17 protein-coding genes are annotated in these 15,558 nt (G+C 69.8%); 8 read left to right on the top strand and 9 right to left on the bottom strand.

The window, feature by feature from the left end; all coding sequences use genetic code 11:
- Positions 1-130 precede the first annotated feature (130 nt).
- Positions 131-736, top strand: coding sequence for an SMI1/KNR4 family protein (locus tag ABT254_RS34395; protein WP_351478990.1), 606 nt, complete (start codon positions 131-133; stop codon positions 734-736).
- 108 nt (positions 737-844) lie between these two features.
- On the opposite strand, the gene ABT254_RS34390 is transcribed toward ABT254_RS34395, so the two are convergent.
- Positions 845-1,342 (bottom strand): GNAT family N-acetyltransferase, encoded by a 498-nt coding sequence (locus ABT254_RS34390; RefSeq protein ID WP_351478987.1) that lies wholly within the window; start codon positions 1,340-1,342, stop codon positions 845-847.
- 255 nt (positions 1,343-1,597) lie between these two features.
- Positions 1,598-2,383: a helix-turn-helix domain-containing protein gene (locus ABT254_RS34385; protein WP_351478985.1), complete on the bottom strand. Its 786-nt coding sequence runs from the start codon at positions 2,381-2,383 to the stop codon at positions 1,598-1,600.
- 63 nt (positions 2,384-2,446) lie between these two features.
- Between ABT254_RS34385 and ABT254_RS34380 the strand changes: the two genes are divergently transcribed.
- Complete coding sequence (locus tag ABT254_RS34380; RefSeq protein WP_351478982.1) at positions 2,447-3,256, top strand: SDR family NAD(P)-dependent oxidoreductase; 810 nt, start codon at positions 2,447-2,449, stop codon at positions 3,254-3,256.
- Between the two features lie 240 nt (positions 3,257-3,496).
- Here the strand turns inward: ABT254_RS34380 and ABT254_RS34375 are convergent, their stop codons facing one another.
- The 3 genes from ABT254_RS34375 to ABT254_RS34365 form a co-directional block, all read right to left on the bottom strand.
- A complete protein-coding gene (locus tag ABT254_RS34375; RefSeq protein WP_351478979.1) occupies positions 3,497-4,036 on the bottom strand; it encodes a hypothetical protein in 540 nt (179 codons plus the stop codon).
- Between the two features lie 201 nt (positions 4,037-4,237).
- Positions 4,238-4,702, bottom strand: a complete 465-nt coding sequence (locus ABT254_RS34370) for an NUDIX hydrolase (RefSeq protein ID WP_351478976.1) — start codon at positions 4,700-4,702, stop codon at positions 4,238-4,240.
- Positions 4,703-6,454, bottom strand: coding sequence for a sialidase family protein (locus ABT254_RS34365; protein ID WP_351478973.1), 1,752 nt, complete (start codon positions 6,452-6,454; stop codon positions 4,703-4,705). It lies immediately after the preceding gene.
- 452 nt (positions 6,455-6,906) lie between these two features.
- Here ABT254_RS34365 and ABT254_RS34360 point away from each other — a divergent pair, with 452 nt between their 5' ends.
- The 4 genes from ABT254_RS34360 to ABT254_RS34345 all read left to right on the top strand — a co-directional run bounded on the left by ABT254_RS34360 (position 6,907) and on the right by ABT254_RS34345 (position 10,007).
- Positions 6,907-7,695 carry a DeoR/GlpR family DNA-binding transcription regulator gene (locus ABT254_RS34360; RefSeq protein WP_351478970.1) on the top strand — a complete coding sequence of 263 codons (789 nt, stop codon included), beginning with the start codon at positions 6,907-6,909 and terminating at the stop codon, positions 7,693-7,695.
- A 616-nt stretch (positions 7,696-8,311) separates the two neighbouring features.
- A complete protein-coding gene (locus ABT254_RS46580) occupies positions 8,312-8,458 on the top strand; it encodes an ADP-ribosylglycohydrolase family protein (protein WP_450751979.1) in 147 nt (48 codons plus the stop codon).
- A gap of 204 nt (positions 8,459-8,662) precedes the next feature.
- The gene (locus ABT254_RS34350) at positions 8,663-8,818 is read left to right on the top strand and encodes a hypothetical protein (RefSeq protein WP_351478968.1); all 156 of its coding nucleotides are present in this window, start codon (positions 8,663-8,665) and stop codon (positions 8,816-8,818) included.
- A gap of 310 nt (positions 8,819-9,128) precedes the next feature.
- Positions 9,129-10,007 (top strand): GCR1 C-terminal domain-containing protein, encoded by an 879-nt coding sequence (locus ABT254_RS34345; protein ID WP_351478966.1) that lies wholly within the window; start codon positions 9,129-9,131, stop codon positions 10,005-10,007.
- Positions 10,008-10,954: 947 nt separating this feature from the next.
- Here the strand turns inward: ABT254_RS34345 and ABT254_RS34340 are convergent.
- Both ABT254_RS34340 and ABT254_RS34335 read right to left on the bottom strand, forming a co-directional pair.
- Positions 10,955-11,377, bottom strand: a complete 423-nt coding sequence (locus ABT254_RS34340) for an Hsp20/alpha crystallin family protein (RefSeq protein WP_351478963.1) — start codon at positions 11,375-11,377, stop codon at positions 10,955-10,957.
- A 1,119-nt stretch (positions 11,378-12,496) separates the two neighbouring features.
- Entirely contained in the window at positions 12,497-12,703 is a 207-nt protein-coding gene (locus tag ABT254_RS34335; RefSeq protein ID WP_351478960.1) for a hypothetical protein, read from the bottom strand.
- Positions 12,704-12,863: 160 nt separating this feature from the next.
- Here ABT254_RS34335 and ABT254_RS34330 point away from each other — a divergent pair, with 160 nt between their 5' ends.
- Positions 12,864-13,091, top strand: coding sequence for a hypothetical protein (locus ABT254_RS34330; RefSeq protein ID WP_351478957.1), 228 nt, complete (start codon positions 12,864-12,866; stop codon positions 13,089-13,091).
- A gap of 80 nt (positions 13,092-13,171) precedes the next feature.
- Entirely contained in the window at positions 13,172-13,672 is a 501-nt protein-coding gene (locus ABT254_RS34325) for a GNAT family N-acetyltransferase (RefSeq protein ID WP_351478954.1), read from the top strand.
- 103 nt (positions 13,673-13,775) lie between these two features.
- Here ABT254_RS34325 and ABT254_RS34320 read toward each other — a convergent pair whose 3' ends face one another.
- Together ABT254_RS34320 and ABT254_RS34315 are read right to left on the bottom strand one after the other, a co-directional pair.
- Positions 13,776-15,215: an NAD-dependent succinate-semialdehyde dehydrogenase gene (locus tag ABT254_RS34320; protein ID WP_351478951.1), complete on the bottom strand. Its 1,440-nt coding sequence runs from the start codon at positions 15,213-15,215 to the stop codon at positions 13,776-13,778.
- On the bottom strand, positions 15,212-15,514 hold the full coding sequence (locus tag ABT254_RS34315) for a hypothetical protein (RefSeq protein WP_351478949.1): 303 nt from the start codon (positions 15,512-15,514) through the stop codon (positions 15,212-15,214). Before ABT254_RS34315 ends, ABT254_RS34320 begins: the two co-directional genes overlap by 4 nt.
- Between the last annotated feature and the right edge of the window lie 44 nt (positions 15,515-15,558).

Below are 15,558 nucleotides of genomic sequence, written 5' to 3'. Positions count from 1 at the left end.
CGCCATCGCTTACCAGGCCGCACTCCACCTCGCAGCCATCCTCATGTGGGCAGGACTCCGACGACTACCGACCGTACTTGCCGGCGTTCGGCCGGATATCGTGCACCAGCACGAGTAGCCAGGAGGACAGGTGGCCGGCCGAACCGACATTGAGGCGCTGCAGCGGATCCTGCACCACGAATGGGGTGCGGACGAGCGGGTGGACTGGACGGCAGTCGAAGCTCACCTGAGCACTCCTCTACCTGCCGACTATCGCGACTTCATGGCTGTCTACGGTGGTGGCTGCATCGATGACCTGATCGTCCTCCCGCCTCTGCCGACCGGGAACGGCTGGCAGGCATCGATCACCGGTCACACAGCCGGCTTCCGCGACCTGTGGACCACGGAGGGCGGAGTACCCGGAGTTGACCTGGGCGCTGACCGAGTGCTGCCCTGGGGCAGCGGCTGCAATGCAAACGAACTCGGTTGGCTGATGACCCGACCGAACCCCGACCAATGGCCTGTGGTCGTCTGGAGAAGGCACGGCAATCCACACTGGGCCCTGTTCGACTGCGGTATGGCCGAGTTCCTGCGGCGACTCATGACCGCTGAATTCGACGCCTGTCCCCTGAGCGACCTGTCTCTGTGGGGACGAGTGGGTACCTTCGTCCATCACGAGGAGCAGGAACGCCGGTTCCACGCGGGCCTGGACCCGATGACTGGCGAACCAGACCCCTACGCGGGCATGTTCGACTGACAGACAGCCAGCACACGCATCAAGGCAACGTCCCCGGACAGCACACTTCGTCCATCGGACCTGGGCCCAGCAGAACCGTCCGCACAGGCGCCAATCCGCCCTACGCCGTCACTCCGAGACGGGCATGACCAGCGTCTCCACGAAGTCGACGGCCCCTTCACGCCGATAGAAGCGCAGGGCACCGTCGTTGCCTGCCATGACGGAGATCTTCATGACCTGGACACCCGAGTCGGCAAGACGCCGGCGCGCGGCCCTGATCAGGGCCTGTCCGACCCCGGCGCCGCGGACCTCGTCATCGACCACGAGGGTTTCCAGGACGCCGACTTGGTCTCCCCACTGCCAGGATCCCGGGGCGTGGAGGATGCGCACTACCGCATAGCCGAGTAGGTGATCTCCATCCCGAGCGACCATTACCGCGGTGAGCGGCTCCTGCATCCATTCGAGGTACTGCCCCCGTCGCAGACGCCATGAGTCCTCAGGCGAGCGAACCGCGCCCAGAGCCGCCAGATGTGGGGCTTCCCGGTTGTGGTGGACCAAGAGCTGCTCCCAGAGGCGCTCCAAACAGTCCACTTCGGAGGAAGCCAAGACGTCGATCACCGGATTCACGCCGGAAAGCGTAGACAGCGAAGCCTCTTGGCCCCAACGGATTACCGGGTGAACCACCATCCGCGCAGAGCCACTGGAGAACCCTCATGCCGGCCCACGGGCCGTCGCAGGGAGGCCGGGCCGCATCAACACCCAGGGCAGTGAAGGACACCAGGTCGCACCACGACACATCGCCCGAGAATCTCGACGAGGAATCACCCCTGGCGACGAACGGGACACTGCCGCCGGCGGTCTGACCTCCTTCTCCGCGGGGCGTCAGAGAAGCCTGGCAAGGGCGGCCGCGGAGGGGCTTCCCGGTACCGCCTGGTAGACGATGATCACCTGCTGCTCGGCGCCTCCGACGGTGAGCGCCTGGCGCCGCAGCGCGAGCTCCCCGACGACCGGATGCACGAACCGTTTGAGTTCGTCGCGGGCGGGCCGCGCGTCGTGCCGCGCCCACAGGCTGCGGAAGTCCTCGTCCGCCTCCAGCTCGGCGACGAGCCGCGCGGTCCTCGGGTCGCGCGGGTCGGCCTCGGCGCGCAGGGCCGCGGCGGTCTGCGCGGCGATCTCCGTCCAGTCCGGGAACAGCCGACGCGAACGGGGGTCGAGGAACACGTCCCGGGCCAGGTTGTGCCCGGGCTCGTACATCGGGGCGAGCGCACGGGCCCACTTGTTCGCGGCCAGCACGTCGAACCGCCGGTTGCGCACATACGCCGGAGTGCCCGCCCACCCGTCGAGCAACTGATGTACGTCCGCGCTGACTTCGGCCTCGGCAGGTCGTACGGGATCTGGAGCGGCCAGCGCGAACAGGTGCGCCGAGGTGTCGGCGTCCAGCTCCAGCGCCTGCGCGAGCGCCCGCAGCACCTGCGGTGACGGATGCCGGTCGATGCCCTGTTCCAACCGGATCAGATACGGCTCGCTGATCCCGGCCAGCCGGGCCAGCTCGTCCCGGCGGAGCCCCGCGACCCGGCGCCGGCCGTGGGCGGGCAGGTCCGCCTGTGCGGGTGTAACCCGTCCCCGCCGGGCCTTCAGGAACTCTCCGAGCGCGTTGTCTGCGGCCATGGCCGCAGGGTAACCCTCGGGGGGTGCTGGCTCCGGTCCAGCACAGGCCGCAGGGTCGAGGGTATGAAGAAGTCCTGGTTCATCACCGGCGCGTCCCGTGGCTTCGGCCGGATCTGGGCCGAAGCCGCCCTCGCCCGCGGCGACCGCGTCGCGGTCACGGCACGCCGTCCCGAGTCCCTGCAGCCCCTCGCCGACGCCTACGGAGACAGCGTGCTCCCGCTCGTGCTCGACGTCACCGGCCGGGCCGCCGTCACCGCCGCCGTACGGCAGGCCGCCGAAGCCTTCGGTCACCTTGATGTGGTCGTCAACAACGCGGGCTACGGCCTGTTCGGCATGGTCGAGGAGGCCACCGAGGAGCAGGCCCGCGCCCAGCTCGACACCAACCTGCTCGGCCCCCTGTGGGTGACGCAGGCGGCTCTTCCCTTCCTACGGGCACGGGGCAGCGGGCACATCCTGCAGGTGTCCAGCCTCGGCGGGCTCGCCGCCTTTCCCACCCTCGGGCTGTACAACGCCTCCAAGTGGGCGCTCGAGGGGATGAGCGAAGCCCTCGCCCAGGAGGTCGGCCCGCTCGGCATCCACGTCACGCTCGTCGAACCCGGCCCCTACGGCACCGACTGGTCCGGCTCCTCCGCGGTGCACACCGAACCCATCGCCGCGTACGAACCCGTCCGCGAGGCACGCCGGGCCGGCGCCACCGCTCGCGCACCCCAGGATCCGCAGGCCACCGCCGACGTCATCCTCGAACTGGTCGACACCGACGAACCACCCCTGCGGCTCTTCCTCGGCACGTACCCCTATCCCGTCGTCGAAGCCGTCTACCAGCAGCGACTCGACACCTGGAACGCGTGGCGGTCACTCGCCGCCAAGGCGTGACGGCCGAAGGCGGTGGATGACGGACGAGCGCGAAGGAAGAGCGGGCCTCCACAGTGAACGACCCGGTCCAGCACAAGTCGTCGGCGCGGAGCCCCGGTTCGGCGCCTGAACGGCGCGGTGCTTCGCGCACTCAGGCCAGCGCTCGACCTCGTCGCCCGCGCCCAACGGTTCGACGCTCACCGGCGCTTGGGCTGGGTGAGCAGGCCGCGTCCACGTCAGGCCGGGATGATCCAAGGATCGTCATTGGTCTGCCGTGGACCGGCAGTCGTTCCACAGGGCGGCGAGACGGGCCGGGATCTGGGCGATGTCGGCGCACCCCCGAGCATTGGCGGGGAGGCTGTCGCCGGCCACGTAGTGCCAATCGGCGCCCGGGCGATCGGTGAAGTACTTCATCGCGGCTCCGTCATCCTGCAGGGCGACCTGCTCGGCCTCCGTGCTGCCGGGCGTGAGCTGGAAGCGGGTTCCGGCGTAGAAGGTCCCGTTGCAACTGCCGTAGTAGAACGTGCCCTTGACCGGGGCGATGTGGGTGAGAGGCGGTTGAGCCTGTCCGCGGTAGGCCGTTGTGACGCTCAGCTTGACGGCGGGCGACGCGAGCAGCGAACGGCAGCCGCGTGCCTGGGCCAGAGAGCCCGCGGCCGTGTGCCCGGCCGAACTGCTCACCGATGGCGACGCCACGGGTGACGAAGGGGACGACGTCTGCGTCGCGCTCGGAGGGCTGCTGGTCGCGGTGCTGCCCTGCTGCGTGCAGCTCGTGAGCAGGGCCACCGCGACAGCGGCCATCCCCAGAGTGGCACCGCGATACAGAGAACGGTTCCGGCGTGTCATTCGAACCCACCCCTCTTGGTACGTTCACACAGGTCCGGGATGACGTAACTCGGATACGTTCCTCCGGTCTTGAGTCCGAAGACGCTGCGCCATGCACCGCGGTTTCATAACGGCCGCGTCGGTTGACGCGGCCGTTACAGCACCGTCCGTCGCAGCTCAGGTGGCCGGAGCCGTCAGGTACGTCAGGTACACCCCTCCCCCGCAGTCGGACGTCTTGCGCAGGGTCCAGCGGCCGTCGAAGGTCGCGGAGGAGAAATTCGACTCGGCGTCGTCCTCCTCCACTTCGCCCTCCCTCAGGGTGTATCCGGCCTCGGGGAGCTGCTTCTGCAGGAAGGCCAGCGTGCGATCGAAACCGCTCCTGACGACCATGGCGACGACGAGCCGCTCGCCGGAACGGCGCTCCACCGAGGTCACGAGCGCGCCATCCGGCATCGGAAGGCTCGCCGGGAAGTCCTTGGGCAGCCGCAGTGAGGCGGCAGTGGGACAGCCGGCGGGCGCAGTAGCGGACGGCGTCGCTGCCAAGGACCCGGCATTTGTTGTCGGCGCCGAGCACCCGGTGACGGCCGCCAGACCGAGGACGGCGCCGGCCAGTACAGCAGCAGCCAGAGGACTGGACTTCATCTACTGACCTCCTGTGGGCTTCTTGCGCCTGCCGGCGACCATGGCGTCGTAGGCGCCGTACAGCGTGTTGCCCGAGGTCTGGCGGGCGATGGAGGCCAGTGCGTCGTAGTTCTGCGCGGCGCCGGCGGCGCAGGCACCGGTGCAGCCGTCGGCGTAGGCGGCGAGCACGCGGCCCCGGGCGTCGATGGTGATGTCGTTGAAGTCCAGGAGATTGCGGTCCTTGCCGCAGGTGGTGCCACCCGTGCAGATCGATCCCTTCTGGACCGGGTCGGTGGGGGTGGCATCCACTGTGACCCAGGACTGTCCGCCGTCGTAGGTGGTGGCCACGTACAGGTGCCAGACGCCCTTGAAGTTGTCCGCATCCTGGTAGTTGCCGCCCGTGGTGGTGCCCAGGAAGGCGAACGCGGCGCGGTTGTCGTCGCCCGCGGTCACGGCCGGGAAGACGATGTTCTTGATGCCGAGGGACGCCCCGACGTTCTGGTCGTACAGCCACGTCCTGCCTTTGTCGTGGCTGACGGCGATACGTGCGGTGCCGTCGCTGTTCTGGTAGCCCATGTAGACGGTTCCGCCGGCCCCGATCCCCACGCTCGGGTCGGAGTCACCGGGAGTGCTGGAGGGGTTCTTGCGGACGCTCCAGGTGAGCCCGTTGTCCTGGGAGACGGCCACGGCCTGGTTGCCGCCGCAGCCCTTGTTCGGCACGTACACCGTGCCGTCCGGTGCGACCTTCACGTGCCCGTGCAGACCGCCGCAGTCCAGCAGGGAGTACACCGGAACGGCCGGCCCATACGTCAGACCCCCGTCCCGGCTGACCGCGCAGGAGGCGTCGGCGATGTCCTGGGAGCAGTAGTAGACGGCGTTCGGATACGACGTGACAGGGCCAGGACCGCCTGGGGCGAAGGAGCCGCCGCCGATGCTCTGGTGGTCGACACCGGAGTTGATGCCGGAGCCGCCCGTCGGGGTCCACGTTTCGCCGTCGTCGTCGGTGTAGCAGGTCAGGGCGGTCTTTCCGGCCAGCTGCGACTCGAAGGTGCGGTGGGTGGCCGGGTCGGTGAACAAGATCGGGTCGAGGCTGGTGGTGCTGCCCTGGGGGCATCCATTGGCCGCACTCGCGCTCTTGTCCTGCCAGGTGGCGCCGCCGGCGCTGTCATAGGTGACCTTGAGCGTCGAGGTGTACGCCTGGAACATCGCGGCGCCGGTGGCGCGGTCGACGCCGATCGAGGGTTCACCGGCGTCGTGTGCGTGCGTGAGGCTGTCGGGTGCCGAGGAGTTCGCATAGGTGGGGGGAACCGCCGTACTCGGTGGCGGATCGACCGGGTTGGCGACCAGGCTCGCGGTGCCGGTGAAGCTGTCACCGAGTGGCGCGTACGGCACCACGCGGACCGTGTACGACGCCGCCACCGCGGGCAGCAGCAGGCGCTCGGGATCACTGGCGGAAGCCGCCGCGGCCACCGCGTGGCCGTCCGCGTCGAGGACGTACAGGTCGAAGTCGGCGGCAGTGTTGGGCCACTTGACATCGATGCGCAGGCTGTGACCGGTGTCGTAGCCCGGGGGCACCGACACCTTCAGGGCGTAGTCGTCGCAGAGTTGCGGGGTCCCGCAGCTCACCGTCCCGGTGGTGCCGGAGACGTTGGGGACGGCGAAGGGACCGGCGCTCCACGTAATCGTGGGTGCTGTGTCGCTGACCGTTCCAGAGGGCGGGGTGGCGGCGTCGGCCGACACGCTCGGCAGAGTGCCGACGACGAGCGCCAGCACCCCGAGGACGACACGCCCCCGCGACCGCGGGTGACGCTGACGAGAGAGTGCGGAGAGGAGAGCCACAAGCACCTCAAGGGTTCCGAGTCGGACGAAGAGCGATCGTGTGCGGCGGTACGGGCGGGGCCTTCGTCTGCTCTACGGGGAGGCGTGCGAGGTCCGTCGCGAGAAATCGCACCGTTTCCGTAGAGACCCACCGTGCACGCGGGAAGACCTCCCCGAACCCGGCACCCGCCGGTCACGCGGCCAAGTTGCGGGGTGGATGCCCGGGCGACGGCGTCCGTGGTGCGGGCCGAGCCGCAGCCCGCGGCTTCCGCCCCGGTGAGGTCAGGACTCTTACTGAAGGGTGCAGTCTTTTGCTCGTTTGGCGACCAAAAACACCTATTCACGCACTGTGGTTTCATGGAAGTGCGCACACTGTGGCGTACACCACCGATAGAGAGTTGTGAGACATGGCGGCACCGCAGGCCCGGTGGAGCGCGCTGCTCGAGATGCTGACGCGCGACGGGCGGATCGAAGTCGAGGCGGCTGCCGAGGAGTTGCGGGTCTCCGCCGCGACCATCAGGCGCGACCTCGACGAGTTGGCCCGCCAGCAGATGGTCACCCGCACACACGGCGGAGCGGTGATCAACGCCATCGCCTATGACCTGCCGCTGCGCTACAAAGCCGCGCGCAACGCTCCGGAGAAGGAGCGGATCGCGCACGCGGCTGCCGCCCTGGTGAAGGCCGGCGCCGTGGTGGGGCTGAACGGCGGCACCACGACCACCGAGGTGGCGCGGGCGCTGGCCACCCGCGCCGACCTGAGTTCCGGCGGCACGGAGACGGCGGTCACCGTGGTGACCAACGCCCTGAACATCGCGAACGAGTTGGTCGTACGGCGCCATGTGAAGCTCGTGGTGACCGGCGGGGTGGCCCGGCCGGCGTCCTACGAGCTCATCGGCCCGCTGGCCACCGAACTGCTCGCGGAGATCGCCCTGGACCAGGTCTTCATCGGGGTGGATGCCATCGACGTGGCCCACGGGGCGACCGCCCACCACGAGGGCGAGGCCAGCATCAACCGGGCGCTGGCCCGCCGGGCGCAGCAGGTCGTCGCGGTCGCCGACGCCTCCAAGCTGGACCGGCGAGCCTTCGCACGCATCTGCCCGGTGGAGGACATCGACGTCCTGGTGACCGACAAGACCGCCTCGGACGAGGTGACCGAGTCGTTCACGGCGGCCGGGGTCGAGGTCATCCGCGCCTGACAGCGCACGCTGCTCCCGACAGCTCCGGCTGGATAGCGGGGTCGGTTTTGTCAGAGGCGGCCAGGATCTCGTAGCGGCCGGGGGGAGCAAACCGGGCGCGGGATGCCGTCCGGCGGCGGCCGGTTCCCGAGGGTCTCCAGGTGGGTGGAGCCGCGGGCGGCGGCGGTCCTCGGCACGTCGACGGGGAGCAGGGAATCGAGCGTGGCAGAACTTTGGGCGCGCGGCGGAATGCATCCGGACCCCGGAGGGCCGCTCGGCGGCCGTCGACGGAACCGCCGCTCGTCGGCGTCGAGTTCATAATGCAGCCTGGGCGGCTGCCGCCGACCGACGGCATGTGACCGAGGCAGCGGTGGCGGTCGCTCTTTGCCGCGGCGCTGGCCGCCCGCAGCCGGGGCGGGCCCACGCCGGCGAGGTCGGACTTCCTTGAGGCAGTCGCCGAGCTGCTCCCCGACAGCGATGTCCGGTCGGGAGTGCGGGTCGCGGCCCGGATGCCGGGGCGCACCTCGGTGCGGCATGCCGCGGAGATCCTGGGCTCCGGCTACCGGATGTCGGGGCCCGACACCGTCCCGACACCCTGTGGTGCGCGGCGAGCCACCTCGACGACCTGCACGAGGGCTTGTGGTTCACGGTCGCCGGGCGTGGTGACATCGACACCACCTGCGCCATCGCGGGCGGGGTGATCGCCGCGCGCACGGGCATCGCTGCGCTCCCCCCTGCCTGGCACGCAGCCTGTGAGCCGCTGCCCCCGGTCGGGACGCACTGAGCGGAGCGGGGGCCACCAACTATCGGTGAACTCGAACACCACCCCGTGCCGCTCGGCGTCGTGGTGGAAGGGTTCGCGGACACCGCGAGGGCCGCCACTGTACTGTGATCGCACTTGTGAAGTGTGTGAGCTGCGGCATTGTCAGCCGGAGCGGCCAGCGCTCACGATGAGGCGGACGGCAGGCCTCAAGGAAAGCAGCTCCTCATGGGTGATCATGTGCATGTGCGACTCAGCCAGGGGTTGAGCGTGTCGGAAGAGGGAGAACTGGTCGAGTCCTCCCGCTGCCGGTGCGGTGCCACCTTCACCAGGGTGTTCGACGCCGACGGCGGTGAGCCGGAGTACCCGGGCCGGTCCTCCTGACTCACGCCTGGCCAACTCCATGGCACGGCCCTTGCCGGTGATCGCGGCCCGGGCCCCTCGTAGGGGCGGGGCATACCTCCAGGCCTCACCCGGACGGCGGAACCGTCCCCACACGGACTCCACACCCGCGACAGCCGGGAAAGCCCGAGTCCAGCGCCGGCGTTGCCACATGACGAGCGTGCTCCCAGCCGGGTGATCTTCGCGTGAACCGCGCAGGATGGTTCCGGCTGCTCAGCCGTCGGAGGACAGCGGGCTGGGTGGTCGCTCGACGCCACCCGCCACCGCATACAGGGAGCAGTCCCCTATGGCGATGACACAGACCTTGATACCGGTGCTGGAGGATGCCCGCCACGCCCATGCCGCAGCGCGCGACCGGCTGCGGGCGGATGCGGCACTCGCACCGCCCGGCACCCACCGGCAGATGCTCGAGCGCGAGGCCGACGAGATGGAGGAGCGTGTGCACCGCATCGAAGGCCATGTCCGCGGCCTTCGGCCCCGTGGCCTGCTCGGCGGCGCGACCGACATGGCGCGGTTCGCCGCCCGCACCACCTGGAAAACAGCCACGCTCCCGCTGGCCATGGGGCAGAGGACGGTGGCGGGGGTGATGCACGGCCGGGGGCCGGCCGACGACCAGAAGGTGCTGAGGAACACGGAGGACGAGTACGCCGCCGCGGCCAGGGCCCTGGCCAGCGCTCGGGCCGGCGAGGTCCTCGCCGATCAGGCCCAGGACCAAACCACTCTCCACCTGCTCCAGGAACTGCGCAGCCAGGACGAGGAACTGCTGGCACTGCTCGAGGACAGCCTCGCCCGGCAGGCCCGGATCGTGGCCGTCGCAGGCAACGGCTTCCGCGTGGAGCAGACGACGAATGGCAGCCTCGCCGATGCGGCCACCCGTCCGCTGCGCGCCGTCGCCGACCGGCTGCTCCAGGCGGCACGCCCCGGGCAGAGGTCCGACGACGAAGGGTCGGTGGCAGAAGAGCCGGAAGTGACCGCCGCGGCCGAGCAGATCCAAGGCGCGGTCAGCAGCGAGGAAAGCCTGCCGATCGTCGGCTTCAGCCAGCTCAGCGTCGAGGAGATCGAGCGGCGTCTGCCCTCCTTGTCCGGCTCCGACCTGCGCGTTCTCGAGGGCTACGAGCGCACGCACGCGCGCCGCAAGCATGTCCTGGAAGCGATTGAGCGGCTGAGCTAGCTGAAGTCGGGTCCTCACTCCGCAGGCGTACCTGTTTCGGTCACACCGCCACGAGGGGAGGCTGTTCCTTCGTTCTTGGTCTGCGTTCCGCGTCCCCCCGCATGCGATGCGGCCGCACCACGTGGGCGGTGTCGCCTTTGTGACGGCAGTCCATGTCACACGGTGTGCGAGGTGCACGACGATGGCCTGGGTATCTGCTCTCCTTGCCGCTGCCGGCCACGGCGGTGACCGGGCAGCACGGCTCGCGACGTGCCTGCGCCGTCCGAAGGCCCCCGCTACCGGTGGGGCTGACGGCGATCAGGGCCGCATCCTCCCGGAGCCACGGCCGACCTGGTACGTCCGGGGCGAGGCAGCCGGCCTGGGCCCTGTGACGGTGGCGTATGACCGGGAGGGGTCGGGCGAACCGGTCGTGCTGCTGCACCGGCAGCCGGCCCGGCCCGCGTGATGCTGGCTCCCCTCGACCGGCGGAGGCGGTCGGTGGGGGCGACGGCTAAAGCGAGATGCAAGCCGAGCGGCATCGCCCGGCACAGTGCGGGCCGGGCGCATGAGAAGAAGGGGCGGCCGGCTCATGCGGCGACAGTGCCGGCCGCCCCTGCGCTGCCCATCCTCAGCCTCGGAGAAGAGGACGGGCATTCGGCTTCTACCGTGCAGGAACACAACAGGACCGGCGAGCTGGACTCGGCCGCTTCAGTGATCATTGCGCAGGCGCGGGACACGGCCCTCAGCGCCCGCAGCCGAGAACAGGAGCTACGCGGTGGCGGCGAGCACACCGACACCGGCGTGCCGCAGCATGCGCTGCGGATTCACCGTTCGTCGAACCCGGACCGTGATGATCGACGGAATGCGGACTGGGGCCGGGGCGCATCCTGTTGGCAGGAACGGCCTGGGGCCTTCCGGTACAGCCAGGCCCCGGCTGGGCGCCGGGGCCTGGAGCGGTTGTTCGCTGCTCAGTTACCGAGTTCCTTGCGGTCGCTGCCACCGCTGATGGCGATCTTGCGCGGCTTGGCCTGCTCGGCCACCGGGATCTGCAGCTTGAGAACGCCTGCCTCGTAGGAGGCTTCGATGCGCTCGGTGTCGAGGGTTTCGCCGAGGAACAGCTGCCGACTGAACGTCCCCGCAGGCCGCTCGGTGATCACCGTGTCGGTGCCCTCGCCGTACGTCGGCTTGCGTTCGGACCTGACAGTCAGGACGTTGCGCTCGACATCGAGGTCGACGGACTCCGGGTCCACGCCCGGCAGATCCAGCTCGACGAAGAACGTGTCCCCCTCGCGCCAGGCGTCCATCGGCATGCCGGCCGGATGTGCCGCTGTGCCCCACACCCGCTCGACGAGCCGGTCAAGATCGCGGAAGGGATCGGTACGCATCAGCATGTTCATCCCTCCTTGGCGTCGTTTCCATAGCCCTTCGCTCTACTTCTGATATACCACAGCGTCGGAAAGTTGACACCCTTCGACTCAACTTTTTTCCGCTACAGGGGCCCGTCCGCGGCAACCGACGTCCACACCGATCCAGAGCAGAAGCAGATCCGAGCCGCCAAACACGGACAAAACCCCAAAAAATCTTCGGACCGAATGCATAGATATCCCAGAGTCCGGAAACAACCATGGTGTCAGTGCAGTCGGAAACCGTGCAGGAGAGGGAGGTGGTTGGACCCTGCTCAGCACAGATCCACGTCAGGAACGCGGACGCTGGACGAGGCAGCGGCTCGGCCTGTCCGGCCGCCTCGCCGGTGCCCACGAAAATCCGGCGTAGCGGCGGCTGCCCCGTCTCGCCCCGGCCTCGGCCGCCGCGGCACACCGCAGACCTCACGGCTGACGCGATCCGCCAACGCCACGGCGCTCACAGGCGGAGCACACCAGGGCCCGGGGAAACCAGGCAGAGGTCCCGGCGCAAGCGGCGGCCTGGCCGGCACGCCGGCAGTTCGCGACCAGACCCCCAGGGTGGCCTGGGGGTCACCTATGCCGCAGAAGGGAGGGCAAACCCATGACTCTACCGAGGTGGCTCCTTGCACCCCTGGCAGCCGGCATCGGCGCCAGCGGCAGGTGCGCACCCGTCAGGCACCCGCGGCCGAGTGAGATCTGGACCGACGTCGACTGGTACGACCGCCTCCGCGCCCGCCGGCCACCTCTCCCCCTCCCGGCGGGCCGCGGCGGCTGACACGGGCCGACGTCCCGCTCGGACCGCACCTTTCGGCGAGCTCCCCGCGACGGCGCAACGCGAGCCAAGAACGCGCCTTCACATCCGCGCCGACGGCACCTGCGCACACGCGGCGCATGGGCAGGGCAGGGCTGCTGCACCACCGGGATTGCGGTGCTGTCGGCCGGGCGCCCCCGCAGCCTGTGCAGAAGCCGCGGGATGCGCGGGCGCCGCCGGGGATGCGGGCCCACTGCCCCGCCCGTCCGCGGGATCGTCCTGCAGCCCGTCGGGGGGCCGGCCGGCTGCGGTGCGCCAGCATCGCACCACCGGTTCCCCGAACAGCTCATAGACGCTCACCGGGGAAGGTCACGCACCACGGCGGACACCACCGCGACGATCACGGTGGTCACCGCGATGCCGACCATCACCATCCGCCCATGCAGGCGCCTTCTGCCGCGTTCGCAGAGGGTGACACCGGTCTGATCACCGGCCCCGGGCGTAAGCCGGTCGGCCTCCGTCAGGCCCGCCAACGGCTCCACCACACGACCGCGAGCATCCATGCACGGCCCAACGAACGATCAAGGGCCTTCATCAGCGCAATATCACCCGACTGGCCTACTGCCTTCGCGTCCGGCGTGCGAAATTCCCCCAATCGGCCCAGTCTTGGACCAGGAGTCCGTCCGCCGCGTTCCCGTGATCACTGCTTCACCGGGAGGCGTCATGGTTGCGATAGCTCTGGTCCTGCCGGTGATTCTCCTGCTCATGCTGTTCGGGCTGGACGCCTTCGAGAGCTTCCTCTTCCCCCCAACGTCAGCACCCCCGCCGGGCGACATCGGCCCGACAGCAGGCCTGTCCGTCGTCGATGCCGACACCGACGCTCAGCTCGAACCGGCACCATGGGTGAACAGTGAGTTCCCCGTTCCAGCAGCCGAGCCCTGCGACCCCTAGACGTGCATGCCCGCACGCGCAACAGAGTGGATCAGGGCACTCGTCCTGGCCCTGGACATGTGTCATGCGATGCTCACGTCATGACTGATCAACACGCCGTTGTCGTCGCCCGCCGGCCAGGTCGGGCCCTGTCCGCCCAGGATGGCCTGGCAAGTCTGCTGGCTGCCTACCACGTGCAGACGCAGGCCGAGAAGGGTGAGGCCGTCGCCGGTGTGGATGGGTTGCCGGACCGCTACCGGTCAGAGATCGCGGATCCACAGGCCGCATTCGTCGACGATGTCGTGCTGCTGGCGATGAGCGGGGACACCGCGGTGGGCTGCCTGGTGGTGACCGCGCCGGTCGACGGACGTACCGAGGTCAAAAGGCTCTGGACGGATCCGGCGTTCCGGGGGCTGGGCGTCGCGTCCAGCTTGGTGAGCACCGCCCTCGTACATGCTGCGGAAAGCGGCCTCAGCGCGGTGCGGCTGTCGGTGTGGAAGTGGCGGACCGGCGCGATCGCTCTGTACGAGCGGCTCGGATTCACCGCCACCGAGTCGTGGGACGCGCGGGATCAGCTGGTCTGCATGGAACGTGCCGTATGAGTGGTCACAGCCGTTCGTCGCCACCACCAGTACGGGACCGGCCGCCTCGAACCCGACCGGCCCGCCGAGTTGGGCAAGCTCGTGACCGACACCGCGGCGGAGATCACCGCACCGGCACCGCCAGGTACTGGTACTCCAGGAACTCGTCGATCCCGACGCGGCCGCCCTCGCGGCCCAGACCGGACTGCTTGACGCCGCCGAAGGGCGCGGCCGGGTTGGAGACGAGACCGGTGTTGAGGCCGACCATCCCGACCTCCAGCCGCTCGCTGACGCGCAGAGCACGGTCGAGGCCCCCGGTGAAGAGGTAGCCGACGAGGCCCCACGGGGTGTCGTTGGCGCGCCGGACGACCTCGTCCTCGTCGTCGAAGGTGAGAATCGCGGCGACCGGGCCGAAGATCTCCGTGTCCATCAGACGGCTCTCGGCCGAGACATCCATGAGCACGGTCGGCGGGTAGAAGCAGCCCGGTCCCTCCGGCGTACGTCCGCCGACGAGCACTCGCGCGCCGCGCTCCACCGCATCGGCGACCAGCTCCTCGACCTTGGCCCGGCCGGCCCGGTCGATCAGCGGGCCGACATCGACCCCGTCCCGGGTGCCCGGGCCGACGACGAGCGCGCCCATCCGCTCGGCCAGCCGCCGCCCGAACTCCTCGGCCACCGAGCGGTGCACGAAGAAGCGGTTGGCGGCCGTGCACGCCTCGCCCATGTTGCGCATCTTGGCGACCATCGCGCCGTCCACGGCCTTGTCCAGGTCGGCGTCCTCGAAGACGATGAACGGCGCGTTCCCGCCCAGCTCCATCGAGGTCCGTACGACCGCCTGCGCACTCTGGGCGAGGAGCAGCTGCCCGACGGCCGTGGAGCCGGTGAAGGACAGCTTGCGGATCCGCCCGCCACGAAGGAGCGGTTCGCACACCTCCCCCGCGCGGGAGGTGGTGACGACGTTCAGCACGCCGTCCGGCAGCCCGGCCTCTTTGAGGATCGCGGCCAGGGCCAGGCTGGACAGCGGGGTCTGCGGGGCCGGCTTGAGCACCATCGTGCAGCCGGCCGCGACGGCCGGACCGATCTTGCGCGTGCCCATGGCCAGCGGGAAGTTCCACGGGGTGATCAGCAGGCAGGGGCCGACGGGTCGGCGGGAGAGCAGCATGCGGTTGCGGCCGTCCGGCAAGGTGGCGAGGCCGCCGTCGATACGGACGGCCTCCTCGGAGAACCAGCGGAAGAACTCCGCCGCGTACGCCACCTCTCCCCTGGCCTCGGCCAGCGGCTTGCCCATTTCGGACGTCATCAGGTGGGCGAGCTCGTCGGTGCGCTCGACGATGAGCTCGTAGGCACGGCGCAGGATCTCACTGCGCACGCGGGGTGCCGTACGGGCCCACTCCTCCTGCGCCTGCACGGCCGCTTCCTCGGCCAGCTTGGCGTCCTTCGGGCCGGCGTCGGCCACGTGGCAGAGCACCTCGCCGGTGGCAGGGTCGACGACGGGCATGGTGGCACCGTCCGCGGCGTCCACCCAGACACCGCCGATGAACAACTGCGTGGGTGTGTCGGTCATGAGCTTGCTCCTGGTCGGTCGGCGGCGGGGTCGCGCAGTTCCGCGAGGTGAAGGGCGCGGATGCCTCGGTCACCTGCGAGGTGGTCGATCTGGGTGGCGCAGCCGGAGCCGTCGGCCACGGCGACCGCCGGCGTCTCCTGGTCGATGGCGTCGAGGCGCGGCTTCAGGGCCAGGTCGGCGACGGCCGTCGAAGTGTCGTAGTGCTGGGCCTTGAAACCGAAGTTCCCGGCGAGCCCGCAGCAGCCCTCGGCCTCGTCGACGTTCCGTACGCGTTCGTCGGCGCTGCGGGGAAGGACCACGGCCCTCCGCGGGACCCGGTAGTTGGAGACCTATGGACCCGCGC

It is taken from the genome of Streptomyces sp. NPDC001137 (genome assembly GCF_040298885.1).
Classification (GTDB): domain Bacteria; phylum Actinomycetota; class Actinomycetes; order Streptomycetales; family Streptomycetaceae; genus Streptomyces.
The sequence above is the reverse complement of the archived record's forward strand: the minus strand, read 5'-3'. Positions and strand labels throughout refer to the sequence as shown.